The sequence below is a fragment of the Rhodococcus sp. 15-649-2-2 genome (assembly GCF_002258645.1).
Classification (GTDB): domain Bacteria; phylum Actinomycetota; class Actinomycetes; order Mycobacteriales; family Mycobacteriaceae; genus Rhodococcoides.
The window spans coordinates 59097-80620 of the sequence record NZ_NPFM01000020.1; the positions used below are offsets into that span (position 1 = coordinate 59097).

Annotated in this window: 25 protein-coding genes and 1 pseudogene; 22 read left to right on the forward strand and 4 right to left on the reverse strand. The window is 63.9% G+C overall.

Annotated elements, in window-relative coordinates; all coding sequences use genetic code 11:
* Positions 1–14 precede the first annotated feature (14 nt).
* Positions 15–293 (reverse strand): hypothetical protein, encoded by a 279-nt coding sequence (locus CH305_RS11630; protein ID WP_094703787.1) that lies wholly within the window; start codon positions 291–293, stop codon positions 15–17.
* Complete coding sequence (locus CH305_RS11635) at positions 290–871, reverse strand: ABATE domain-containing protein (protein WP_094703788.1); 582 nt, start codon at positions 869–871, stop codon at positions 290–292. Before CH305_RS11635 ends, CH305_RS11630 begins: the two co-directional genes overlap by 4 nt.
* 79 nt (positions 872–950) lie before the next feature.
* Between CH305_RS11635 and CH305_RS11640 the strand changes: the two genes are divergently transcribed.
* Positions 951–2123, forward strand: a complete 1173-nt coding sequence (locus tag CH305_RS11640) for an epoxide hydrolase family protein (RefSeq protein WP_094703789.1) — start codon at positions 951–953, stop codon at positions 2121–2123.
* Between the two features lie 42 nt (positions 2124–2165).
* Here CH305_RS11640 and CH305_RS11645 read toward each other — a convergent pair whose 3' ends face one another.
* Both CH305_RS11645 and CH305_RS11650 read right to left on the reverse strand, forming a co-directional pair.
* Complete coding sequence (locus CH305_RS11645; protein WP_052077812.1) at positions 2166–2477, reverse strand: hypothetical protein; 312 nt, start codon at positions 2475–2477, stop codon at positions 2166–2168.
* A 62-nt stretch (positions 2478–2539) separates the two neighbouring features.
* Positions 2540–3265: an LpqN/LpqT family lipoprotein gene (locus CH305_RS11650; protein ID WP_032380005.1), complete on the reverse strand. Its 726-nt coding sequence runs from the start codon at positions 3263–3265 to the stop codon at positions 2540–2542.
* 63 nt (positions 3266–3328) lie between these two features.
* Here CH305_RS11650 and CH305_RS29445 point away from each other — a divergent pair.
* The 21 genes and pseudogenes from CH305_RS29445 to CH305_RS11730 form a co-directional block, all read left to right on the forward strand.
* A pseudogene (locus tag CH305_RS29445) lies at positions 3329–3517 on the forward strand (hypothetical protein); the annotation flags it as partial.
* 45 nt (positions 3518–3562) lie between these two features.
* Positions 3563–4780, forward strand: coding sequence for a neutral zinc metallopeptidase (locus tag CH305_RS29745; RefSeq protein WP_373454555.1), 1218 nt, complete (start codon positions 3563–3565; stop codon positions 4778–4780).
* A gap of 55 nt (positions 4781–4835) precedes the next feature.
* Positions 4836–5441 carry a TetR/AcrR family transcriptional regulator gene (locus CH305_RS11660; RefSeq protein WP_094703791.1) on the forward strand — a complete coding sequence of 202 codons (606 nt, stop codon included), beginning with the start codon at positions 4836–4838 and terminating at the stop codon, positions 5439–5441.
* Entirely contained in the window at positions 5438–6955 is a 1518-nt protein-coding gene (locus CH305_RS11665) for an NAD(P)/FAD-dependent oxidoreductase (protein WP_094703792.1), read from the forward strand. Before CH305_RS11660 ends, CH305_RS11665 begins: the two co-directional genes overlap by 4 nt.
* Positions 6952–8643: a GMC oxidoreductase gene (locus CH305_RS11670; RefSeq protein WP_094609286.1), complete on the forward strand. Its 1692-nt coding sequence runs from the start codon at positions 6952–6954 to the stop codon at positions 8641–8643. Before CH305_RS11665 ends, CH305_RS11670 begins: the two co-directional genes overlap by 4 nt.
* Positions 8643–9278 (forward strand): acetoacetate decarboxylase family protein, encoded by a 636-nt coding sequence (locus CH305_RS11675; protein ID WP_032404568.1) that lies wholly within the window; start codon positions 8643–8645, stop codon positions 9276–9278. Before CH305_RS11670 ends, CH305_RS11675 begins: the two co-directional genes overlap by 1 nt.
* 186 nt (positions 9279–9464) lie before the next feature.
* Positions 9465–10994, forward strand: a complete 1530-nt coding sequence (locus tag CH305_RS11680; protein ID WP_218828583.1) for a catalase — start codon at positions 9465–9467, stop codon at positions 10992–10994.
* Positions 10995–11138: 144 nt separating this feature from the next.
* Positions 11139–11612 (forward strand): Dps family protein, encoded by a 474-nt coding sequence (locus CH305_RS11685; RefSeq protein ID WP_032380678.1) that lies wholly within the window; start codon positions 11139–11141, stop codon positions 11610–11612.
* Between the two features lie 82 nt (positions 11613–11694).
* Positions 11695–12387: an HAD family hydrolase gene (locus CH305_RS11690; RefSeq protein WP_037149984.1), complete on the forward strand. Its 693-nt coding sequence runs from the start codon at positions 11695–11697 to the stop codon at positions 12385–12387.
* Complete coding sequence (locus CH305_RS11695; RefSeq protein WP_094703793.1) at positions 12384–14183, forward strand: glycoside hydrolase family 15 protein; 1800 nt, start codon at positions 12384–12386, stop codon at positions 14181–14183. The genes CH305_RS11690 and CH305_RS11695 overlap by 4 nt, the downstream gene beginning before the upstream one ends.
* Positions 14184–14212: 29 nt before the next feature.
* The gene (locus CH305_RS11700; protein WP_037149977.1) at positions 14213–15013 is read left to right on the forward strand and encodes an SDR family NAD(P)-dependent oxidoreductase; all 801 of its coding nucleotides are present in this window, start codon (positions 14213–14215) and stop codon (positions 15011–15013) included.
* Positions 15014–15022: 9 nt separating this feature from the next.
* Complete coding sequence (locus CH305_RS11705) at positions 15023–15994, forward strand: LLM class F420-dependent oxidoreductase (protein WP_094703794.1); 972 nt, start codon at positions 15023–15025, stop codon at positions 15992–15994.
* A gap of 197 nt (positions 15995–16191) precedes the next feature.
* Positions 16192–18036, forward strand: a complete 1845-nt coding sequence (locus tag CH305_RS11710) for an asparagine synthase-related protein (protein ID WP_094703795.1) — start codon at positions 16192–16194, stop codon at positions 18034–18036.
* Between the two features lie 37 nt (positions 18037–18073).
* Entirely contained in the window at positions 18074–18367 is a 294-nt protein-coding gene (locus tag CH305_RS11715; RefSeq protein WP_080730710.1) for a lasso peptide biosynthesis PqqD family chaperone, read from the forward strand.
* Positions 18364–18801: a lasso peptide biosynthesis B2 protein gene (locus tag CH305_RS11720; protein WP_032404574.1), complete on the forward strand. Its 438-nt coding sequence runs from the start codon at positions 18364–18366 to the stop codon at positions 18799–18801. Before CH305_RS11715 ends, CH305_RS11720 begins: the two co-directional genes overlap by 4 nt.
* Before the next feature lie 146 nt (positions 18802–18947).
* On the forward strand, positions 18948–19067 hold the full coding sequence (locus CH305_RS28735) for a keywimysin-related RiPP (RefSeq protein WP_141216059.1): 120 nt from the start codon (positions 18948–18950) through the stop codon (positions 19065–19067).
* Positions 19068–19116: 49 nt separating this feature from the next.
* Positions 19117–19236 carry a lasso RiPP family leader peptide-containing protein gene (locus CH305_RS28740; protein WP_121872028.1) on the forward strand — a complete coding sequence of 40 codons (120 nt, stop codon included), beginning with the start codon at positions 19117–19119 and terminating at the stop codon, positions 19234–19236.
* A gap of 57 nt (positions 19237–19293) precedes the next feature.
* Complete coding sequence (locus tag CH305_RS29455; RefSeq protein ID WP_254925626.1) at positions 19294–19416, forward strand: hypothetical protein; 123 nt, start codon at positions 19294–19296, stop codon at positions 19414–19416.
* 59 nt (positions 19417–19475) lie between these two features.
* On the forward strand, positions 19476–19598 hold the full coding sequence (locus CH305_RS29460; RefSeq protein ID WP_254925625.1) for a hypothetical protein: 123 nt from the start codon (positions 19476–19478) through the stop codon (positions 19596–19598).
* Positions 19599–19707: 109 nt separating this feature from the next.
* A complete protein-coding gene (locus CH305_RS11725; protein ID WP_241257124.1) occupies positions 19708–20703 on the forward strand; it encodes an ABC transporter ATP-binding protein in 996 nt (331 codons plus the stop codon).
* Positions 20693–21520: an ABC transporter permease gene (locus tag CH305_RS11730; protein ID WP_032380017.1), complete on the forward strand. Its 828-nt coding sequence runs from the start codon at positions 20693–20695 to the stop codon at positions 21518–21520. Before CH305_RS11725 ends, CH305_RS11730 begins: the two co-directional genes overlap by 11 nt.
* Positions 21521–21524 lie beyond the last annotated feature (4 nt).

The window sequence follows — 21524 nt, forward strand, 5'->3', positions numbered from 1 at the left end:
CAGTCGTTTGGGGGTCAGCTCCTGCGAATCGCGGCTTCGACCAACTGCGCAATCTGCGGATTCCGCGGCTCGAACACCTCGAACAGTCCGATTGCAGCTAGCTGGGGTGCAAGATCTTCCAGCGTTGCCAACAGTTCTCGGTGGGCCTCGGTGCCCGGTTCGGCGTCGTCGAGGGCTCGCGCGTTGGCCACGAACGCCGCGACGGTGCCTTTGCGAATCTCGAGTCCATCGAACGACGCTCTCTCTGCCCCGTCGGGCAGAACGTCCTCGGGACGTACCGAATGGCTGCTCACTGTTCTCGGCTCCTTTCATGTTCGCGCCGCTGATTGGCAACGAACCGCGCCTTCTTCTGCCGGTTTCCGCACGTGTTCATGTCGCACCATTTCCGGCTACGGCTCTGGCTGGTGTCGAAGAACGCGGCTCGGCAGGTGGGTGATGCGCACAGTTCCAACTTTCCGTCCCGATCGCCGGCGATGATGCTGATGGCGTCGGCAGCGATGACTCCCAGGGCGTCTTCGACGGCTGAGTCCGAGTTCAACTTCCATTGCCTGTTGCCCTCGGGCGTCAGGACCAACGACGCGTTGCCCCGAACGCTGTGGTCGTTGACGATCTGAATGGCCGACGTGGGCAGAGCCTCATGGACTGCTGCTGCCGTCGCGGCGAGGTGTATCGCTTCTCGCAGTTCCAGGGCCAGGTCCAGTTGGGCCACGGTGCAGTTGTCCACGGGGAGTCCATTCAGTGCCAACCAGTCGACGAACCGGTGCGGCACCGGGATTCGTTCCAGCGGGTCGCCGCGTCGCTCGGTCAGTGTCCCGGTGAACGCGGTGGACAGCACGCTGCCGGGGCGGAACTCGGGGAACTCGGCGGCCATGGGAACCAGCTTAGCCGGTTGCGCAGAGATCACCTCGAGATGTAGAACTGGCTTAGCCGGTTCCAATCAAGGAGACCCCATGACGACACTCAACTCCACGCAGGTGCACGCATTCGAGTTCCGGGCGTCCGACGCGGACCTCGACGATCTACGTGCGCGATTGAAGGCTGCACGCCTTCCGGAAGCGGAGACGGTGTCGTTCGGCACGGGCCGATGGGAACAAGGCGTCCCTCTGGCCGACCTCGTCGAGACCGTCGACTATTGGCACACCGAGTACGACTGGCGATCGTTCGAGGAACGACTCGGTCGAGTAGGCCAGTGGCGCACAACGATCGACGGCGTCGGCATTCACTTTCTGCACCGACGATCCGCACGCGCAGACGCCACCCCGCTGATCATGACCCATGGCTGGCCGGGCAGTTGCGTCGAATTTGTCGACATCGTGGACGAGTTGGCGGATCCCCGAGATGCCGAGGCACCGGCGTTCCACGTCGTCGTTCCCTCGCTGCCGGGGTTCGGCTTCAGCGACAAGCCGAGTGCGACCGGATGGGGAACCGAGAAGATCGCGGCCGCGTGGGTCGAGTTGATGCACAGGCTGGGTTACGACCGGTTTCTGGCCCACGGCGGTGACTGGGGAGGCGTGATCACCACGATCCTCGGGGGCAGATTCCCTGCGCATGTCATCGGAACCCACACAACTCTCGCGCAACCGCCACCGGGGATGACGACTGAACCGCTCACTCCCAACGAGCGCCGCTGGACCGAGGACTCCGAAAATTTCCGGCGGCACCACTGTGCGTACGCGAAGCAGCAGGCGACCCGGCCGCAAACGATCGGGTACTCACTCGTCGATTCCCCGGTGGGGCTACTCGCCTGGATTCTCGACAAGTTCGCCGAATGGACGGATACCGAAGACAGTCCGTTCGAGACGATCTCCAGGGACACCATCCTCGACAACGTCACCCTGTACTGGCTCACGCGCACCGGTGCATCGTCGGCTCGGATCTACTACGAGAGCCACAACTCGCTCGATCCGGACCTGCGGGTCGACGTTCCTGCGGCGATCACGACGTACCCCCACGACATCGAGAAGAATCCTCGGCCGTGGGCTCAGCACCGCTTCCGGCAGATCGTTCGATGGAAGGCTCCCGAGAGTGGGGGCCACTTTCCTTCGCTGGAAGATCCCACCTACTTCGTCAGGGATCTGCAAGAGGGCTTCGCGGCCGTACTTTCGGCCGCGGGTATTCGATGAAACAAGTTACCGAGCAATGATATTCGGCAGTAGCCGATCGCGTCAGGGCAGTCGGCGCGCTTGTGCTCGGGCGTAGTCCTCGGGGTGGTTCTTCTTCTGATTCGCTCGGACGGGGTAGAGCAGCAGCCAGAAGGCGAAGAAGCAGACTGCGCGGATGATCACCCACACGAACCACACCGGCCACACGATGAGCAGCCCCAGCTGAAGTATCTGTTTCAACACCACGGGTGTGCCGTTCGCCAGCGCCAGCCAGCGCAGTGGATTCAGCTTGCGGAGAAAGCGTTTGGGCTCCGAATACGGCTCGTCGGGTCCGATGCTCAATGGCGAGACAGTGCTCGGCGGTGCTGTGGACATTGGCAAACCTGTCTCACGGTGATCGGAGCATCCCAGCTCCGATCACCGTGCCCGGCAACGAATTACGGGGTGATGACAGTCTGGTCGTCCACCTGGGTGGTGGCGTCGACCAGTAGGTCGAACTGATCGACGCTGCCGTCGACGTTGATCTGCAGGATGTAGTAGCCGTCCTGCCCGGTGATGATCGCGGTCTTCTGCGCCGACACCAGTTCGGCCCCCGTCTCGTCGACGTAGGTTCCGGCGATCTGGTACGCCGGGAAGCCCGACAGAGTCGACACGGCACCTTCCCCGGATGGAGTGAACTGGGGAAGGTTCATCAATTCGCCTGGGGCATAGTCGATGATGGCCTGAGGATCGACGTCGCCTTCGAGCTTGGAAACGATGGCGATCATGCTCGGGGTGCGTTCGTCGGCGGCGACCTCCGGGTAGATGATCGCACCATAGGCCCACTCGGGGGTCTGTTCGGCCGCGTCCACCCAGCCTTCCGGGATGGCGAGGTTGATGGTGGGCGCGGTGGGATCGTCACGGGTGACGGGGATTTCGGTCAGGCCCGCGTCGACGATGTAGTCGGCGATGGTGGGGTTGGGGCCGGCGGGGGCTTCGGTGGTGGTGGCGGGTGCCAGCTTCTTGACCGTCGTGGTCGCGGCTGCCTCTGTTGTCGTGGTTGCGGCTGCCGAGGTCGTGGCCGTTGCCGTGTCGGAGCTACTGCTGCATCCGGCGGCGGTGAGCCCGAGTATCACCACGGCAGCACATGCGGCCCCACGAACGCCAATAGTAGAGAGTGTCATCGGTCCTCTTTCGTTCGTTCGGATACAGCATTCAAGTCGCTACAGCAGGGATCGAACCGACCGGATCGTAGAACCGTGACATTGGAAATGGATTGGAAGATCGGGTGCACCTTCCAATCGATTTCCAATCCTCGCTGGTTAGCGTCTGCAGCTATGAGGTCAGTAGTGAAGACGTTCGCGGTGGTCGGGGTAGTGGCGCTGGCCTTGTCCGCGTGCGGTGGCTCGGCGCAATCCGATTCCAGCACAACAGAATCGACACCCCAGGCGGTGGCAGGCGACGCGCCCGCAACCGCCGGAATGGTGGGCGATGCGTCCGATCCGGTGAACGAGATCGTCGCGGCCGCGATCGATGATCTGCAGGCGTATTGGGCCGAGCAATTCCCCGCTGTGTACGGCAGCGACTACACACCCGTCAGCGGTGGCTTCTATGCCGTCGTCCCGTCTTCCGGCGATGTGCCGCCGTGCGCGTCCTCGGCCGACGATATCGCGGGCAACGCCTTCTACTGCCCCAGCGCCGACGTAGTGGCGTGGGACAGCGAGGGATTACTCCCCGATCTCCAGCAACGGTTCGGCGACTTCGTGATTCCCGTCGTGATGGCCCACGAGTGGGGGCACGCGATCCAGGCCAGGGCCAACTTCGAGGGCATGACCGTCACCAGTGAAATTCAGGCCGACTGCTTCGCGGGAGCGTGGGCGGCTCATGCGGTAACCGACGCCACCGCCTTCGATCCGTCGCAGGCCGAACTCGACAGTGCTCTGGCCGGTTTCCTGTATCTGCGTGACGAGCCGGGTAGTTCGGCCGAGAGCGATTCGGCGCACGGCAGCGGCTTCGACCGCGTCAGTTCGTTTCAGACCGGGTTCGACGGCGGCCCGATGGACTGCAAACCGTACGTCGACGGCTCCCCTCCCGTCCTGCAGCTGCCGTTCACCAGCCAGTCCGACGCCGATCGGGGCGGCGACGCTCCGCTCGAGCAGATCATCGACGGCGTTCCGAAAGATCTCGAGGACTACTGGAGCGTGCTCTTTCCGGAGTTGACGGGCCGGCCGTGGGAGCCACTGAAGCCGGTCGTTGCGTTCGACCCGTCCGATGCTCCCGACTGTGGTGGCCAGTCTGCTTCCGGCTATGTGCTGTTCTACTGCGTGCCCGACGACTATGTGGGGTTCGATGCCGTCGATGCGATGCCGCGGTTCTACGAGCAGGGTGGGGACTTTGCCGTCGCGGCGCTCATCGCAACCCAGTACGGCTTGGCGGGGATGGCACACGCCGGGATCGACGCCGACACCCAGGACACGTCCTTGCAGGGCGATTGCTTTGCCGGGAGTTGGGCGGCCAGCGTGTTGCTGCAGAACCGTCCCACCAGCGGATACACCCTCTCGCCCGGGGACCTGGACGAGGCGATCGCGTCGCTGCTGCTCTTTCGCGGCGACGGTGACGAGTCCCGTCAGGGGAGCGGGTTCCTGCGCGTCGAGGCGTTCCGGCACGGAGTGATGGACGGGGCCCAGGCCTGCATCTGACGGTCCGAACCAAAACTTAAAGTCAGGCTGGACTGTTTGTTGTTTTAGCGCTACTGTGCGAAGTGTGACTACCGACACAGGATTGAACGACGCCGAGCCGACCGGGCGGCGTACGCAGGCCGAGCGCACCGCGGGCACCCGCGCGAAGTTGCTCGACGCCGCGATCGACTGCCTCGTCGAACTGGGCTTCGCCAAGACCAGCACGCAGGAAATAGCGCGGCGCGCCGGTGTGTCTCGGGGAGCGCAACTGCACCACTTTCCGTCCAAGGAGTCGTTGGTGATCGCGGCCGTCGAGCACCTGGTCGACCGCAGGCTCTCGGAGATCCTCGAAGCCGAACCCGATCCGGCGCGAGGACCCGAGATTCTCGCCGACGCGTTTTCCGGGCCCCTGTTCTACGCCGCCCTCGAACTCTGGGTAGCGGCCCGTACCGATCCGGCGCTGCACGAGGCGATGATCCCCCTCGAACGACGCGTCGCCGAGGCAATTCAGGGTGGTGCCCAGATCGTCATGGGAAGCAAGATGTCGCCCGAATCCATCGAGCTCAGTGTCGAACTCGCCCGCGGCCTGGCCGTCTCGGCGCTGTTCCGTACTCCCGAGGCCGACGCGCAACTGCGTGAGCGGCTCCTTCCGATCTGGTCCGAAAAGGTGATGACGTCATGAGTCTCGAGCAGCGCGTGGACATCCTCGTCGTGGGAGCCGGGTTCGCCGGTCTGGCGGCGGTGGCGAAGATCCTCGCCGCAGATCCGGCCGCCGACGTCACGGTCATCGAGCGTGCGTCCGATGTGGGCGGCACGTGGCGAGACAACACATACCCGGGGTGCGCGTGCGATGTGCCTACCTCGCTCTACTCGTTCTCGTTCGCTCCCAGCCCCGAGTGGAGTCATACCTTCGCGCGTCAGCCGGAACTGTTCTCCTACCTGAAATCGGTGGTGGAGCGGCTGGGACTGCAGCGCAGGATCGTCACCGACTGCGAATTGCAGAGCGCCACCTGGGATTCGAGCACCTCGCGGTGGTCGGTGCAGACGTCGAAGGGCGCAACGAGCGCGCGGGTTCTGGTTGCCGCCACCGGAGCGCTGTCGACCCCGAAGATTCCGGACGTGCCCGGTATCGACACGTTTTCCGGCACCGTGTTCCACTCCGCCACGTGGAATCACGAGCACGACCTCACCGGTGAACGCGTCGCCGTCATCGGCACCGGAGCGTCTGCGGTGCAGTTCGTCCCCGAGATCGTCGACCGCGCGCAGCGGCTCACCGTCTTCCAGCGCACCCCCGCCTGGGTCATCCCGCGACTCGATCGCACCATCGGCCGGCTCGAAAGAACGCTGTACGAGAAGATTCCTGCGGCCCATCGTGCGGTGCGCGGCATCATCTACGGCTATCGCGAGGCTTACGTGACGGTTCTGGCCGACAATCCGTGGATGCTGCCCGCGGTGAAGGTTTTCGCGAAGGCGAACCTGAAGCGGCAGGTCAAGAACCCCGCGACGCGGGCCGCTCTGACCCCCGACTACGCACCCGGCTGCAAAAGGCTTCTGCTGTCCAACGATTGGCTCCGGACGCTCGACCGTCCGGACGTCGATCTCGTGACGTCGGGCCTGACGTCGGTGACCGAGAACGGCGTGGTCGACGCCTCGGGTCGCAATCACGAGGTGGATACGATCATCTTCGCGACGGGGTTCACTCCCACCGAGCCGCCGGTGTCGCATCTGTTGCGCGGCAACGACGGTCGCACCCTCGCAGAACGTTGGGGCGGTAGCCCGCAGGCGCACCTCGGTACCACCGTCGCCGGGTTCCCGAACCTGTTCCTGATGTACGGCCCCAACACCAACCTCGGGCACAGCTCCATCGTGTACATGCTCGAGTCGCAGGCCAACTACGTGGTCTCCGCGCTGAAGGAAATGAAGGATCGCAGGATTGCGGCCGTCGAGGTCAACGAATCGGCTCAGCGGCAGCACAATTCATGGGTCGACTCCGCGCTCGACGGCACCGTGTGGAATGCCGGCGGCTGCTCGAGCTGGTACCTCGACGCCAACGGTCGCAACTCCACGATGTGGCCCACCTACACATTCCGGTTCCGCAACAAGACGCGAGAGTTCGACGTCTCGAACTATCGAATCGTCCCCGGTACTCCCGAACAAGACACTCTCGAATCAGACAACGAGGTGGTATCCGCATGAGCGACTACGACGTATTGATCATCGGCTCCGGTTTCGGCGGCAGCGTTGCCGCGCTGCGGGCCGTCGAGAAGGGCTACCGGGTGGCAGTTCTGGAATCCGGTCGCCGATTCGAGGACGACGAGCTGCCCAAGACCAGCTGGCGGCTACGCAAGTACCTATGGGCTCCGGCGCTGGGTTGCTATGGCGTGCAACGTATCCACCTGCTGCCCGATGTGCTGGTGATGGCGGGAGCCGGCGTGGGCGGCGGCTCGCTCAACTATGCGAACACGCTGTACCAGCCACCGGCGAAGTTCTTCGAGGACCCGCAGTGGGGTTCGATCACCGACTGGCAGCGCGAGTTGAATCCGTACTACGACCAGGCGCGCCGAATGCTCGGCGTCGAGACCAATCCCACGATCACCGCCTCGGACAAGGTGATGAAGGAAGTGGCCGAGGACATGGGAGTGGGGGACACGTTCACCTCGACGCCGGTGGGCGTGTACTTCGGTGACCGCGGCAAGACGGCACCCGACCCGTTCTTCGGTGGTGCCGGTCCCGAACGCACCGGCTGCACCGAATGCGGATCGTGCATGACGGGCTGCCGCGTCGGTGCGAAGAACACACTCGTCAAGAACTACCTCTATCTGGCCGAACATGCAGGCGCGCATGTTCTTCCGTTGACGACGGTCGTCGACGTGCGGCCCAACGGCGCAGGCTACGACGTGGTGACGCGTCGGACCGGTGGGAAGCTGCGCCGCAAGGAGAAGACCATCACCGCCGATCAGGTCATTTTCTCGGCCGGCACCTACGGCACGCAGAAGCTGATGCTCGCAGCCAAGGAGAAGGGTTCGCTGCCGCGATTGTCGGACAGGATCGGCTCGTTGGTGCGCACCAATTCCGAGGCGGTCCTCGCCGCGACCGCCCGCGGCCGTGAGGTCGACTACCACGAGGGTGTGGCGATCACGTCGTCGTTCCATCCCGACGATCACACTCACATCGAGCCGGTGCGATACGGCAAGGGCAGCAACGCGATCGGACTGTTGCAGACCGTGCTGAGCGACGGCGGCGGCAAGATGCCCCGCGTGCTCAAGACCCTTGGGGTCGCTCTCCGCCATCCCGGCGCTGCGGTGCGGAGCCTGTCGGTGCACCGGTGGTCGGAGCGAACCGTCATCGCGTTGGTGATGCAGACCGACGACAACTCGCTCGAACTCGGCTCGAAGAAGGGCCCGTTCGGTCGCCGGCTCACCAGTAGGCCCGGTGCGGGCGATCCACCGCCGCAGTGGATTCCGCAGGGGCACACAGCCATCAGGTTGCTCGCCGACAAGATCGGCGGCGACCCGGGCGGGTCGATCGCGGAGATCGTCAACATTCCGATGACCGCGCACTTCCTCGGTGGCTGCGCCATCGGTGACTCACCGAAGACCGGTGTGATCGACGGCTACCAGCGTGTGTACGGCTACGACGGATTGCATGTGCTCGACGGCTCGGCCGTCAGCGCCAACCTCGGGGTCAATCCGTCGCTGACCATCACCGCGCAGGCCGAGCGTGCAATGGCGTTGTGGCCCAACAAGGGTGAGACCGACAAGCGCCCCGCGGCGGGTAGCGAGTACCGGGAAGTTACACCCACACAGCCGGTCCGCCCGGTGGTGCCGGTGTCCGCGCCGGGTGCGCTGCGGCTTCCGTTGACCGTGGTGGGGAGGGACTCCTGATGTGGAGCGTGCCCGAGTCCGAGACCGAGCGCACCGATTGGCCGGTCAGCCCTGCAGCGCCATGGCCTGCCAACGTCCGGGCCACGATCTGGTGGCATCGAGCACGGTCGTCGGAGTTCGGTCCGTCCGGAGCTACAACCCTGCCGATCACGATGGCCATGGTGGTCGATTACGTGACATCACCCGTCGGTCCGTACCGCGAGATTCTGGCGAGCCCAGTTCTGCGCCGAGACGTCGGTCGCACTCCTCGGATGGCGGTTCCGTTCATCGCCGTCGATTCCGCCACGTCCGTACACGGCGGTAGGACCAACTGGCACTTACCCAAGGTGCTGGCCGAGTTCGACGGCGAAGTCTTGGGAAAGGCCGGAGTGAGCAGCGGCGAGTGGTCGGTGCACACCGATTCTCGCGGCTACGGACCGCAGTTTCCGATGCTCGGGTCCATCGGATTCGCGCAACCGGTCGACGGCGGCTCGGCCGTCGGTATCGCTCGTCTGAAGGGTAAGGCCAGGTTGGCCCGGGTCCGGGTGGAAGCGACGGGACCGACGTTGAGCCGCTGGATGCCGTCGGGCACCTATTTCGGACTGCAGATCGTGTCGGGGTCGATGCGAACCGGTGAAGCGCAGTTGGTGCCCTGAAAGCCCGCTCTTTTCTTGACTTAGTCCAGATTGATGGCATGCTGAAAGCCGGAGACGTCGCCGCGTCAGGGGTTTATGTCGCAGCCCCGCGAGGCATTCTCTCCACGAAGCGGTCCAGCGTCCGGCCGTTCAGTGCGTCCCCGGGACAGCCCTCCCGGTTTTACTCCAGCCATCAGGAGGCTTCGTATGACCAAGCCGATCAATAAGCCCACCACCAGCAACTCGGGAATTCCAGTACCCAGCGACGACCAGTCGCTCACCGCCGGGACGCAGGGTCCGATCCTCCTGCACGATCACTACCTGATCGAGAAGATGGCCCAGTTCAACCGTGAGCGGGTCCCGGAGCGCGTCGTGCACGCCAAGGGCGCAGGCGCGTTCGGGGAACTCGAGATCACCGGAGACATCAGCAAGTACACCAAGGCGAAGGCTCTGCAGCCCGGTGCCAAGACCGAGATGCTGGCACGCTTTTCCACGGTCGCGGGCGAGCAGGGCAGCCCCGACACCTGGCGCGATCCGCGTGGCTTCTCGCTGAAGTTCTACACCGAGGAAGGCAACTGGGATCTGGTCGGCAACAACACCCCGATCTTCTTCGTCAAGGACCCGATCAAGTTCCAGGACTTCATCCGCAGCCAGAAGCGCATGCCCGATTCCGGCCTGCGCGACAACAACATGCAGTGGGACTTCTGGACCCTCTCGCCCGAGTCGGCACACCAGGTGACCTGGCTCATGGGTGACCGCGGCATTCCGAAGTCGTTCCGCCACATGGACGGATTCGGCTCGCACACATACCAGCTGATTGCCGAGGACGGCACGAAGACCTGGGTGAAGTTCCACTTCAAGACCGATCAGGGTATCGATTTCCTGACGCAGGACAAGGCGGACGAGGTTGCGGGTACGTCCCCCGACCACCACCGTCAGGATCTCTTCGGATCCATCAAGAACGGCGACTTTCCCAGCTGGACCCTCAAGGTGCAGCTCATGCCGTACGACGATGCGGAGAACTACAAGTACAACCCGTTCGACCTCACCAAGGTCTGGTCGCAGAAGGACTACCCGCTGATCGAGGTCGGCAAGATGACCTTGAACCGTAACCCGGAGAACTTCTTCGCCCAGATCGAGCAGAGCTCGTTCGAGCCGTCGAACACCGTGCCCGGCATCGGCTTCAGCCCCGACAAGATGCTGCTCGGCCGCGTCTTCTCCTACGCCGACGCGCACCGGTACCGCATCGGAGCGAACTACGCGCAGCTGCCGGTCAACGCCCCGAAGTCCGAGGTCAACTCGTACTCCAAGGACGGCAACATGCGGTACTCGTTCAACTCCCCGGAGACGCCCGTCTACGCCCCGAACTCGTTCGGCGGCCCATCGGCGGACACGAACAAGTACGGCGACGACGGAGCGTGGGACTTCGAGCCTCGTTTCGTACGCACCGGGTACATCGAGCACCCCGAGGACGGCGACTTCGTGCAAGCGGGAGCCTTGGTCCGCGAGGTCATGGACGACGCCCAGCGTGAGCGTCTCGTCGGGAACATCGTCGGACACGTTCTCAACGGCGTCAGCGAGCCCGTCCTGAGCCGAGTGTTCGAGTACTGGACCAACGTCGACCCCGAGCTCGGCAAGAAGGTCGAAGAAGGTGTTCGGTCGCAGCAGGACGAGACCGCACCGACCACCGGTGCCGGCGCAATCGACGATCCGTCCGACGAGGCCGCCAAGGTCTGATCCGACCGACCCTGGGATCGGCGTCACAGCGATGATGGCGTCGATCCGGAACAACGTGGGCTCACGTGCCGTTGTGTAGTACAGACGAAAGAACAATAATGGTGTGCGATGCATACCGTCGTCCAACGGCAGGGAGGCCACATCATGACGAACCCCATCACCAGCACTCTCGACGCAGGCCAGCAGAAGATTGCGGGCGACGCGCTTCAGGGCACCGTGGTCGATCTCATCGACCTCTCGCTCATCGCGAAGCAGGCGCACTGGAACGTGATCGGCAAGAACTTCCGTTCCGTTCACCTCGAGCTCGACGAATTGGTCACTGCTGCACGTGAGTTCACCGATCAGGCGGCCGAGCGCGCCACTGCCATCGGCGTCAGCCCAGACGGCCGCGCAGCTACCGTCTCGTCGACCGCAGGCACCAAGGGCTTCGGTGCCGGGTGGACTCAGGACAGTGAGGTCGTGCCCGCCGTTGTCGACAACATCGCTGCCGTGGTGGAGCGTCTCCGCGGACGCATCGCCGACACCGGCGAAGCCGATCCGGTGACGCAGGACTTGCTCATCGGCATCACCGCGCGCCTCGAGCAGTTGCACTGGATGTGGCAGGCGCAGGCCAGCTGACGTTTCTCTCCACCCGACAGGCCCCTCGCACACAGCGGGGGGCCTGTTGTTTGCGTGCACCACCCCCGGGTATCCGAGAACCATGCGTGTTTCGAACCCCACCGTCGGGGCTGTTCTGTTCGACATCGACGGAACCCTCGTCGATTCCAATTATGTGCACGTCGACGCCTGGTCGCGAGCGTTTCGTGAAGCCGGGCACGAAGTGCCGTCGTGGCGTATTCATCGCAGCATCGGGATGGACGGGTCGAAGTTGCTGGAGGCACTGGTCGGCTCGTCCGACAGTGCGGTGGCGCAGGAAGCGAAGAAGCTGCACGGCGAGTACTACGCCGATGCCTCGTCCGATCTCGAAGTGCTCCCGGATGCCCGTGAATTGTTGGCGGACTTGAATACCCGTGGACTCACCGTTGTGCTGGCCACATCCGCCCCCGAGAGCGAGCTCTCGACTCTGCGTGATCTGCTCGACGTCGAGGACTCGGTTGCGGTTGTGACGTCCGGTGAGGACGCCGAGGTAGCCAAGCCCGAGCCCGACATCGTCGCGGTTGCGCTGGAGCGTGCCGGTGTTCAGGCGGAGCGTGCGGTGATGGTCGGCGACAGTGTGTGGGACATCGAAGCGGCCGGACGTGCGGGAGTACGCGCCATCGGTGTGCTGAGCGGTGGCATCTCGCGCAGCGAACTGCTCGACGCGGGAGCGGTAGCCGTGTTCGACGACCCCGCCGATCTGCTCGCCAACATCGAGACCAGCCCCATCTACTCCGACGAAAAGGCAAGTGCTTGAGCGAGTTCCGTAAGCCGCACCCCAGGGTCGACGGCTACGTCCCCATCGAGAGCTACGGTGCGATCGGCGACGGCCGGACCGTGGCGATGATCGCCGACGACGGCCGCATCGACTGGTTTCCGGTTCCGAATCTCGATTCACCGCCTCCGTTCGCGGCGCTGCTCGACGCGCCACACGGCGGTTACATCGAACTCGCGCCGCGGGACGAATTCACCGTCGAGCGTGAATTCGTCCCTGGCACCAACGTATTGAGTTCCACATTCCGTACCGACTCCGGCACCGTGCGCATCACCGACTCGCTCAACACCGGCGTGGCCGGACGGTTGCCCTGGGTGGAGTTGGCACGTCGCGTCGAGGGTCTCGACGGCAGTGTCGAGCTGACGTGGGCGGTCGCGCCGGGGACCATGCTCGGGATCGCCTCGCCGTGGGCGTACGACACCGAGCACGGAACCGTCCTGCGCGTCGACGGATTGACCTTGGCGGTAAGGACATTGGGCATAGAGGACGTGCAGCTCGCGGACCGCGACATCAGCGGTGTCTTCACCACCCACCCGGGCTCACGGCACGTACTCGGTGTGGTGGGAACCGAGAACGAACCGCTGCCGCTGCCGGATCCGCAGCACCTCGACGAGGGAATCGACCGGACCATCGCCAATTGGCGTGTGTGGTCGGACGAGTTCTCGTACCAGGGCCCGTGGTCGGAGCATGTCGCTCGCAGTGCGCTGGCACTGAAGTTGTTGCTGCACAGCCCGTCCGGCGCGATAGCAGCCGCCGCAACGACCTCACTACCCGAGAACCGCACCGGTGGCAAGAACTGGGACTACCGCTACGCGTGGGTTCGTGATGCCGCGTACACGATTCGCGCCCTGCAGCGGTTCGGTCTTCGTGAGGAAATCCACGCGGCGGTGGCGTGGCTGCTGAAAGTCATCCGATCCAACGATCCCTTGGTCAACGTCTTCTACACCCTCGGCGGTGAATTGCCCGGCGGGACCGAGCAGCCCGACGTGCCCGGCTGGCGAGGCATCGGGCCGGTGGTGAACGGTAACGCCGCGGCAGATCAACTGCAGTTGATGATCTTCGGGGATCTGTTCTCGATCATTCGGCAGTACGTGGACGCGGGGAACATCCTCGACGCGCAGACCGGTCGACTGCTGGCCACCATCGCGGACGAGGCATGCGATTCGTGGCAGCGCAAAGACGCCGGAATCTGGGAGCTAGAGGACGAGCAGCACTACACCAGCTCCAAGCTCGGTTGCTGGCAGGCGCTGGACTGCGCCGTGCACCTGGCGGAAGCCGGGGAGATCCCGGGCATACCGGATAGATGGAAAGCCGAGAAAGAATGCATTCGGCGCTACATCGAAACCGAGTGCTGGTCCGACGAGCGGCAGGCCTACCTCGCATACCCGGGCGCCGACGGACTCGACGCATCCGTGCTGTTGGCCGCCGAGATGGATTTCGATCGTGGAGAACGACTCTCGTCGACCATCGATGCTCTCGTCGACGAGCTCGGTGCCGGGCCGCTGATGTATCGCTACAGCGGAGTCGCACAGGAAGAAGCGACGTTCGTGGCCTGCGCCTTCTGGCGGGTGTCGGCATTGTCGTGCGTCGGCCGAGACGACGAGGCCACAGCTCTGATGGACGAGCTGGTGGAGCTGTCCAACGACGTCGGGTTGTACAGCGAAATGATCGATGCTTCGGATGGGTCGTTTCTGGGTAACTTCCCGCAGGGCTTGAGCCACCTGGCCCTGGTGAATGCGGCGCTGACCATTGCGCGCTCGCACGACGCCACAGCCTGACAACGACCTCGAACGCAAGGTGGGATTTCATGGATTTGGGAATCGACGGTAGGACAGCACTGGTGACTGGAGCAGACTCCGGTATCGGCTGGCACACCGCGAAAATGCTGCTGGCCGAGGGCGTTCGGGTTGTGATCAGCGACAAGGATCAGACCTCGCTCGACGACGCAGCAGCGCAGCTCGAAGCGCCCGATGGGCAGTTGTTCGCGTTCGCTGCGGACGTGACCGACACTCAGGCCGTCGAAAACTTGGCGGCGCAGACACAGCGGGCCGTGGGCGACATCGACATCTTCGTCCAGTCGTCGGGAGTGACGGGCGCGCAAGGGCTGTTTCACGAGATCGACGAGGAGGGGTGGCGGTCCACTCTCGACATCGACCTGATGGGTCCCGTCCGTCTACTGCGGGCATTTCTGCCGGCGCTACGACGTGGTGGTTGGGGACGCGTCGTGCTGCTGACCTCCGAGGACGCCGTTCAGCCGTACGACGACGAATTGCCCTACTGCGCAGCCAAAGCTGGCGTATTGGCCCTCGCCAAGGGGCTCTCGCGCAGTTATGCGTCGGAGGGATTGCTGGTCAATGCAGTCTCTCCCGCGTTCATCCACACCCCGATGACCGACGCGATGATGGACAAGCGCGCTGAGGAGAAGGGCACCGACCGCGACGGTGCCATCGAGAGCTTCCTCGACGAGGAGCGTCCGTACATGGAGCTGGGACGTCGAGGTGAGCCCGAGGAAGTCGCCGCGGTGATCACGTTCCTGTGCTCGGATCGCGCGTCCTTCGTCAACGGATCGAACTACCGAGTCGACGCCGGTTCCGTCGCAACAATTTAGGAGAACATCATGACCAATTTCGGATACACGTTGATGACCGAGCAGAGCGGCCCGAAGGAGCTGGTGAAGTACGCCGTCGGAGCCGAGAAGGTCGGCTTCGACTTCGAGGTCAGCAGCGATCACTACTCACCGTGGCTCTCGTCCATGGGTCACTCGCCCTACGCCTGGACGACGCTGGGTGCGGTGGCTCAGGCCACCGAGCGCGTCGAGCTCATGACGTACGTGACGTGCCCGATCATCAGGTACCACCCGGCCGTCGTCGCGCAGAAGGCCGCCACGCTGCAGATCTTGGCCGACGGACGCTTCACTCTCGGCCTGGGCAGCGGTGAGAACCTCAACGAGCACGTCGTGGGTGAGGGATGGCCGTCCATCGACAAGCGTCAGGACATGTTCGTCGAGGCACTCGAGATCATCCGTGCCCTGCACGCCGGCGGCTTGGTCACCTACGAGGGCAGGCACTTTCGCGTCGACTCGGCTCGGATCTGGGACCTGCCCGAGGGTGGCGTGCCGATCGGCATCGCCGCCGGTGGCGAGAAGGCAGTGGCGCGGTTCGCCGAGTACGGCGATCACCTCATCGCCACCGAGCCGGACGCCGACCTCGTCAAGGCGTGGTCGGACAACCACGAAGGACCGGCGCGCTCCATCGGACAGATCCCCATCTCCTGGGATCCGGACAAGGACGCCGCCATCGATCGCGCACACGACCGATTCCGCTGGTTCGCCGGCGGCTGGGCCGTCAACGCCGATCTGCCGACGACGGCGGGATTCGCTGGAGCCACCAAGTTCGTGCGGAAAGAAGATGTGGCCGACACGATTCCGTGTGGACCCGACCTGGACGCCATCGTCGAGGCCGTGAAGCCGTACTGGGAGGCCGGGTACACCGACATCGCCCTCGTGCAGGTGGGCGACGAAACCCAAGAACGGTTCCTCGCCGAGGCTGCAGGCCCGTTGTTGGAGAAACTGCGCGCTGCGTCCAGCTGAGCTGCTCCGGTAGCTGAACAACCCCGACCGATTCAATCGGCCGGGGTTGTTCGCGTCGGGCGGTCCTCCCACGGTATGACTCCGCGTCCGTCCGTCGCAGGACTGAAATCGTCGGCAGGCAGGACGCCACGAAAGTTCCCACGCGGCAGAGTGGTTCACATCGAACGAGCCGAACACTCACCGCAGGGAGGCGGACGATGAACACGCGAGATGCTGTCGAGGCGGGTGGCCGCTCATTTTTCGTGGCGCTACCCGATACGGCCCGCGCAGGCGCGTTGGCGGCCCGGTTGGCGCAGGTGTCGACCACTCGGATCACTCACGACTCGGGGCGTCCATGGCTTCTCGGGCATCTCACAACCGACCGACTCGTCACCGCACAGGTTGGACGTACGACGGTCGCAATCGTCGGCAGGTCAGATGCGACGGAGTCCCGGCTGCGGAGACTTGCCGAGGACATTTCGGTACCGGCACAGGCGGCAACGGCAGCGTCGAACTTCAACGGGAGTTACACGACGATCGTGTCGGTAGATGGACAGATCTATGCCAGCGCCGCGGCAATGGAGACCCGCAGAATCTGGTCTGCGCGCATCGACGGTGTGCTGGTACTGAGCGACCGCGCCGATGTTCTGGCCGATCTGGGCGAGTTCGACGTCGACCCAGCGGCCGTCACCATACGACTACTCGGCACCATGCCGCACCCACTCGATCGCGTCCCGTTGTGGACGGAGGTCGAACCACTTGCCGGAGATCGATACATCACCGTCGACAGAAACGGCGAGCGAAGCCGGACCGGAACGTGGTGGTACGCGCCGCAGGCCGACACCTCGAGGTCCGATGGTGCCGTTCTGTTCAGATCGGCGGTGGAGGGTTCGGTTCGAGCTCGCACCGCGCCCGGAGATCCGGTGGCCTGCGACCTTTCCGGGGGGCTGGATTCCACTCCGCTGTGCTATTTCGCAGCACAAGCGCAGCAGGGTGTGCTCGCTCGCACTCTCTTCAACGACGACCCGGGTGGACGCGAGGATCTCCACTGGGCTCGCCGGGCGATCAAGAGCATGCCCGGAGTGCACACCCATGAGGTCACCTCCACGGACGACATGCAGGATTTCTACGAGGGTGTCGACAGCCTGGATGTTCGACTCGACGAGCCGACGCAGGCCGCGACCGCCGGGCCGCGGATCGTACGAATGTTGGCCGACGATCGCCGCAAGGGATTCAGGACGCACATCACCGGTCTCGGAGGGGACCACATTTTGCGCGGCGTCAATGCGTGGGAGCACACGATCGTACGGGCACGTCCGTGGGTCGGGTGGAACAGAGCCAGGGCGCAGCACATTCCAGCGGGAATCGGAGTGCTGACGACCTTGCGAGAGTTGGCCGATCGGCGCACGTACCGACAATGGTTCGCCGACACGATGCGTGCAGCACTGGCCGGAGTTCCTCACCCCGAGGTACCACGGATGAACGATTGGTCCAGTCCGCCCGCTGTGCCACCCTGGCTTACGCCGCATGCTCGCGAATTGCTTCGGAGCAAGATCGATTCCGTGCTCGAGGCAGCAGAGCCACTGGACCGAACCGTTGCCGGGCACATCGATCTGTATTTCGCTCGCGATGCTGCCCGACTGATCCGCGGCACAGCACAACTGGGACAGCCGTTCGGAGTCTCCTACGACTCGCCTCTGCTCGACGATCGAGTGGTGGAAGCTGCCCTTGCGGTTCGACGCGACGAACGCGATACCCCACTCGAATGGAAGCCCCTCATGAAGGACGCGATGCGCGGATTGCTACCGAACGACTATCTGATGCGAACGAACAAGATCGGCGGCGGACCGCAGTCCGTACGCGGGTACGCCCGCCACTACGGACGACTGCTGGAGCTGATGGACGACGCACGACTGTTCGATACCGGACTGGTCGACCGAACAGAATTTGTTGCATCGACGTCGCCTCGAGCTCGTGAGGTACCGGTCGGACATGTTCACCAGGCCATCAATGCCTCGGTATTCCTTGCGGCTCAGCGAAATCGGACCGACGTAACAGTGTGATCGATCCATCCCGGCTCTATCGACAAAGGAGAAACCTATGTTCTGGAGGACCAAGGACACTGCTGCGCAGCGAAACTCGGGTCGTTCCAGCAGGACGAGGCACCTCGACACGGTGGCAACCGAGTACGGTCACGTCGTTCTCGACGGGGCAGCCGGCCGGTACTGGCACCTCAACGACAGTGCGCTGATCGTGTCACGTTGCCTGCGTGAGGGTGGCAGTCGCGAGGACGCGGCCGCGGCGTTGGTCGACACGTTCGCCATCGACCCGGCACTGGCGAGACGCGACGTCGACGCTGCCTACCGTCAACTCGAAGGGGTCGGTCTGCTGTGAGTGACGTACTGCCACACATTCCTTCGACCCTCGGTCCGCTCCCCACTCTCGGCATCAAGGCGAGCGTCGGAATCGCCAAGGGCCTGAGTCGAATGCCTCCGAATGTCCTGCGTTCGTTCCTCGAACGGATCGCAACCGGCGCTCGGCCGGCGACCTACGAGGAGGCTCGTCTGGCTCGCGATGCAGTCCTGACCGCCAGCCCCTACAGCAGAGGTGGATCGGCTTGTCTGCCTCGCTCCCTTGCGACGGTGTTGGTGTGCCGTGCACGAGGCACGTGGCCACAATGGTGCGTGGGCGTGCTCTCGTCGCCGCCGTTCACCGCCCATGCGTGGATCGAGGTCGACGGAGTGATAGTCGATGAACCGATGGCCAAGTCCGACTTCTCGACATTCTTCTCCGTCTCCTCGAAATCGATGCTGCCGCAGTCTGTGTGAGCTGGACTCCAGGCTGCGCCCCACGAACTCGGGACGTCGGACGTCGACCGCGCCGTCGACCGCCGTCGATCCCGTACCGGAGGACTCGATACGGGCCCCGGAGTGAATCGACCGATCCCCTGAGTATGCGAAAGGAGGTGTGACACATGACCGAGGATTACCAAGCCCCGACCATCGTCGACCTGGGTAGCTTCCAGGACGAGACAGGTTTCGGCATCGGTGGCCAGGCAGAGGGCTGGAACCCGATCGCCGATCGCAAGAACTGACACCGGATCACAGAAGCTCGACCGGACAGAATCGAAAGGAAATACCGCCATGATCAAGGATTACGAATCTCCCGCTGTCGTCGACCTGGGTAGCTTCCAGGACGAGACCGGTTTCGGCATCGGTGGCCAGGCCGAGGGCTGGAACCCGATCGCGGATCGCAAGAACTGATCGTCGACGCCGCGAACATCGCGGCCTGATCAACCTCGGAAAGGAGGTGTAACGCGCATGTCGAAGCCATACGAAACACCTGCTGTTGCGGATCTGGGCCGTTTCCAGGACGAGACCGGAGAGTTCATCGGTCCGCACACCGAAGCGATCCTGCCGTTCGAGGATCACTCCAAGGAGTGAATCCGTCAGTCACATAGAACAATTCGAAACATCTCTACAATTCAGCGAGGAGTTCCATCGTGAACAAGGCATACGAAACACCTGCCGTTGCGGATCTGGGCCGTTTCCAGGACGAGACCGGAGAGTTCATCGGTCCGCACACCGAAGCGATCCTGCCGTTCGAGGATCACTCCAAGGAGTGACACTGCACCCGGTACGGCGACCCGGCACGATCATGTGCCGGGTCGCCGGTCCGGGATCCGATACCGAGTCGTACCCAACTGTTGTGGCAACAACGTAGAAGGAGCGTCGATGACGATGGCACTGCACGGGCAGTCGAGCGACTCCGTTGGCACATCCGTCTACCCGAACCGATCCGACGTACCGGCCCTCGAGGCCAGGGACGTTCGGATGCGCTACGGGTCGATCGATGTGTTGACCGGGGTCGATCTTCGTGTCGAGGCGGGCGAAGTGGTTGCATTGCTCGGGCCGAACGGCGCGGGTAAGACGACCACCATCGAGATTCTCGAGGGAATTCGCCGCCGGTCGAGTGGGTACGTGCGTGTGTTGGGAGTCGATCCCGCCCACGGCGACGAAGAATGGCAGTCGCGCATCGGTGTCGTGTTGCAGTCATGGCGTGATCATCGTCGATGGAAAGTTCGAGAGTTGTTGCTGCACTTCGCACAGCATTATCGGGTACTCGGGCCGTCGGGTGGCCGACTGCCATACGATACGGACGAGTTACTGGATGCTGTCGGTCTGACCGACCGAGCACAGACCAAGGTCGGTCGACTCTCCGGAGGCCAACGGCGTCGTCTCGACGTCGCGATCGGACTCGTCGGAAATCCCGAACTGTTGTTCTTGGACGAACCGACAGTCGGGTTCGATCCCGAAGCGCGCCAGGACTTTCACGAACTCATCGGGTCGATCACCCGCACGCGGCGAACGGCCGTCGTACTGACCACCCACGATCTGGTCGAGGCCGAGCTTCTCGCAGATTCGGTGGCGATTCTGGTAGATGGACGTGTCGTCGCGCGTGGAACCACCGAGCAGCTCGCCCGCCGGTACGCCTGGGGTACCGCGGTGTCGTACCGGCTCCGTGGACGTTCGCAGACGGCGACGGTCGACAACGCCACCGAGTTCGTGCGTGAACTGTTGGCCTCGGGGGGCTCCCAGGTGACCGATCTCGTCGTCCGGCCACTGAATTTGCAGGACGCCTACCTGCACATGATTCGAAGTGCCGATCCCGTTGCCGCGGAGCTCGATCCGAGTCCAGATGAAGGAAAGGTGCTCTTCCATGCTCATTGATACCGTCCGTCTCGGTCTCGGCCGCGGGCTGATCGAATTCAGACAGAGCCTTACCCTCGTCCTCAACTACATCTTCTTTCCGTGCATCGCTCTGATCGTCATGTATTTCCTTCGAGGAGTGGAGGTGTCGGGCTCCGGAACCTCGCTCGGTAGTTTCGCCATCCCCGGAGTGCTCGCGATCAACGTGCTGTTCAGCGGACTGATGGGGTTGGCCACCAACCTCATCGCCGAGCGGGAGGACGGAAGTCTGCTGCGCGTGAAATCTTTGCCCTACGGTATTCACACCTATCTCGTCGGCAAGATCAGCAGCCAGGTGGCCCTCACGTTCATCACCTTCTGCGTCGTACTGATCGGAGCGAGTGTGCTGTTCGGGCAGTTCGTCTCGGCCGATCCGATCGAACTCGCAAACCTTGTGTGGATTCTGCCCCTCGGCATGACGGCTACTCTGCCGTTCGGAGCGATCCTGGGTTCGCTCGTCAAGAACCCGCGGAACCTGAGTTTCGTATCGCTTCTGCTCATGGCGCTGGTGAGCGTGTCCGGCGTGTTGTACCCGCTGGCGAACCAGGCGTCCTGGATGCAGGCGATCGGACAGGCGACTCCGCTCTACTGGCTGGGCCAGGCCCTGCGCGCTGCTCTCCTCGGTGATGCCGCAGCCGCTTCGGAGATCGGTGGACGGTGGCACCTGGCCGAGACCGCATTGGTTCTCGGTGCTTGGAGCGTCGTCGGATGCATCGCGGCGGTGTTCGTGCTCCGGCGCGCGGCACGGCGCGATGCGGGTGCCAAGATATCCGGAGCCGTCTCCTCGCGTGCCGAGTGATCAC

Coding starts and splice junctions, on each gene's coding strand:
- CH305_RS11635 (WP_094703788.1), bottom strand. CDS start 871: ATGGCCGCCGAGTTCCCCGAGTTCCGCCCCGGCAGCGTGCTGTCCACC.
- CH305_RS11640 (WP_094703789.1), top strand. CDS start 951: ATGACGACACTCAACTCCACGCAGGTGCACGCATTCGAGTTCCGGGCG.
- CH305_RS11645 (WP_052077812.1), bottom strand. CDS start 2,477: ATGTCCACAGCACCGCCGAGCACTGTCTCGCCATTGAGCATCGGACCC.
- CH305_RS11650 (WP_032380005.1), bottom strand. CDS start 3,265: ATGACACTCTCTACTATTGGCGTTCGTGGGGCCGCATGTGCTGCCGTG.
- CH305_RS29745 (WP_373454555.1), top strand. CDS start 3,563: ATGGTGGGCGATGCGTCCGATCCGGTGAACGAGATCGTCGCGGCCGCG.
- CH305_RS11665 (WP_094703792.1), top strand. CDS start 5,438: ATGAGTCTCGAGCAGCGCGTGGACATCCTCGTCGTGGGAGCCGGGTTC.
- CH305_RS11670 (WP_094609286.1), top strand. CDS start 6,952: ATGAGCGACTACGACGTATTGATCATCGGCTCCGGTTTCGGCGGCAGC.
- CH305_RS11675 (WP_032404568.1), top strand. CDS start 8,643: ATGTGGAGCGTGCCCGAGTCCGAGACCGAGCGCACCGATTGGCCGGTC.
- CH305_RS11680 (WP_218828583.1), top strand. CDS start 9,465: ATGACCAAGCCGATCAATAAGCCCACCACCAGCAACTCGGGAATTCCA.
- CH305_RS11685 (WP_032380678.1), top strand. CDS start 11,139: ATGACGAACCCCATCACCAGCACTCTCGACGCAGGCCAGCAGAAGATT.
- CH305_RS11690 (WP_037149984.1), top strand. CDS start 11,695: ATGCGTGTTTCGAACCCCACCGTCGGGGCTGTTCTGTTCGACATCGAC.
- CH305_RS11700 (WP_037149977.1), top strand. CDS start 14,213: ATGGATTTGGGAATCGACGGTAGGACAGCACTGGTGACTGGAGCAGAC.
- CH305_RS11705 (WP_094703794.1), top strand. CDS start 15,023: ATGACCAATTTCGGATACACGTTGATGACCGAGCAGAGCGGCCCGAAG.
- CH305_RS11710 (WP_094703795.1), top strand. CDS start 16,192: ATGAACACGCGAGATGCTGTCGAGGCGGGTGGCCGCTCATTTTTCGTG.
- CH305_RS11715 (WP_080730710.1), top strand. CDS start 18,074: ATGTTCTGGAGGACCAAGGACACTGCTGCGCAGCGAAACTCGGGTCGT.
- CH305_RS28735 (WP_141216059.1), top strand. CDS start 18,948: ATGACCGAGGATTACCAAGCCCCGACCATCGTCGACCTGGGTAGCTTC.
- CH305_RS28740 (WP_121872028.1), top strand. CDS start 19,117: ATGATCAAGGATTACGAATCTCCCGCTGTCGTCGACCTGGGTAGCTTC.
- CH305_RS29455 (WP_254925626.1), top strand. CDS start 19,294: ATGTCGAAGCCATACGAAACACCTGCTGTTGCGGATCTGGGCCGTTTC.
- CH305_RS11725 (WP_241257124.1), top strand. CDS start 19,708: ATGACGATGGCACTGCACGGGCAGTCGAGCGACTCCGTTGGCACATCC.
- CH305_RS11730 (WP_032380017.1), top strand. CDS start 20,693: ATGCTCATTGATACCGTCCGTCTCGGTCTCGGCCGCGGGCTGATCGAA.